Raw genomic sequence first — 1698 nt, 5'->3', positions numbered from 1 at the left:
CGGCGGCATTTTCCCGGACTGAATAAAATGATGAAGTTATTCCGGGACAATTCCTGGCTATTTAACGATGCAGTTTTTTCAAGGTATTGCAGCAGGAAAGCCCAGGCCGGTTATTTCCTCCAGACCAAACATAATGTTCATATTCTGAACCGCCTGCCCCGCTGCGCCTTTGACCAGGTTATCAATAACAGACAATATGACCACCGTGTCCCCACCCTGTGGACGATGGATGGCTATACGACACTGGTTACATCCACGAACCGACCGGGTTTCCGGGTGACTGCCCACGGGCATAACATCAACAAAGGGCTCGCCGACAAAGGTACTCTCATACAACCCCTGAAGGTCAATACTGTGATCTGCGACGGTGCAATACAGTGTGCAGTGGATACCGCGGATCATTGGAGTCAAATGGGGAACAAACACCAGATTACCGGTAAATGGTAATCCGCTCGTTCCCGGCATGCGTTCAATACCCTGCTGTATTTCCGGCAAATGTCGATGACCAGCAACACCATAAGCCTTGAAGGACTCGGATGCTTCACAGAGCAGGGTACTCACATTGGCACCACGTCCAGCGCCACTGACACCGGACTTGGCATCGACAATGATCTGGCCGCTGACCAGCCCTGCGCTGACCAGGGGTAGTAAACCCAGCTGTGCTGCTGTCGGGTAGCAGCCAGGGTTGGCTACCAGTCGGGCGTTAGCAATATCGGCACGGTTCATTTCTGGCAGGCCATACACTGCCTCTGTTAACACCTCCGGGCAGGCATGCTCAATACCATACCACTGCTGCCACAGCGCTTGGTCTTGCAAGCGAAAGTCAGCCGCCAGGTCAATCACCCGAACGCCTGCCGACAGTAATTCCGGAACAGACTCCATGGCAATACCATTAGGTGTGGCAAAAAACACCAGGTCACATGAGGTCAGCTGTTGGTTATCAGGCAGCGAAAAGTTCAAATCGAGCCTTCCCCGTAACCCGGGAAAAAGTTCACTGACCGGCTTCCCCGCTTCAGAACGGGAAGTGATCGTACCCAATTCAACATTTGGATGAACCGATAGCAACCGCAACAGCTCCGCTCCGGTATAGCCCGTTCCACCGACAACCCCCACTTTAATCATCTGTTGCTTCCGTTACTTCTGGATAATTGTTCAGTGATCTTAACAGAACTCTGCCGGATAACGTCGCATCATTTGTGCAGCAGACGGAATCTGTTTTGTGTCAATGGCAGGTTTGGCTTTTACCATTATCAATGCATTGAAAATCTTCCGCTTTAGTGCCATTCAAGGTAATTATGAATGTCTCGGCGGCATCCTTGGCATTCTGGCGGATGAGGGGTCTGCAGGCATTGTCTGACACTTCATAAGTCACGCCTTGCACTCGGTAAGTATCAGCAATGTATTGTTTGAAAACACCACTGCCTTTATTGTGCATGGCCAATTGGCTGACATGGTGACGCGTCGCTGTTTTTTTATCCATTGCATTTAACCAGTCATTGACCAGGTTTCGCGGAGCCAGGGGGTAGTCGTCAGACATGGTGTAAAAAAGATCATATTCCATTGAATGGAAATCTACTGCTATTGCTAACTGGCTGTTTTCTGTGATTCTGTCTTTTAAGTAGCTGGCCATATGGAATCGTATATTTCTGACTAATTGGCCAGTCACTCTGCTGCGTTGCAACTCCGGTCACATAGCTA

General features: G+C 50.0%; 2 protein-coding genes. Both read right to left on the bottom strand.

The features are described 5' to 3' along the window. Window positions 1–78: 78 nt before the first annotated feature. The gene (argC, locus tag KDK14_RS12910) at window positions 79–1122 is read right to left on the bottom strand and encodes an N-acetyl-gamma-glutamyl-phosphate reductase (RefSeq protein ID WP_257265551.1); all 1044 of its coding nucleotides are present in this window, start codon (window positions 1120–1122) and stop codon (window positions 79–81) included. 100 nt (window positions 1123–1222) lie between these two features. Further along, window positions 1223–1630: a hypothetical protein gene (locus tag KDK14_RS12905; protein WP_257265550.1), complete on the bottom strand. Its 408-nt coding sequence runs from the start codon at window positions 1628–1630 to the stop codon at window positions 1223–1225. Window positions 1631–1698: the final 68 nt, after the last annotated feature.

The sequence above is a fragment of the Endozoicomonas sp. ONNA2 genome, assembly GCF_024606365.1.
GTDB lineage: Bacteria > Pseudomonadota > Gammaproteobacteria > Pseudomonadales > Endozoicomonadaceae > Endozoicomonas.
Note: the sequence above shows the minus strand (reverse complement) of the source record. Positions and strands in the feature narration are given on the sequence as shown.

Bases quoted from the DNA above. Each gene is read 5' to 3' on its own strand.
- argC (WP_257265551.1), bottom strand. From the start codon at position 1,122: ATGATTAAAGTGGGGGTTGTCGGTGGAACGGGCTATACCGGAGCGGAG.
- KDK14_RS12905 (WP_257265550.1), bottom strand. From the start codon at position 1,630: ATGGCCAGCTACTTAAAAGACAGAATCACAGAAAACAGCCAGTTAGCA.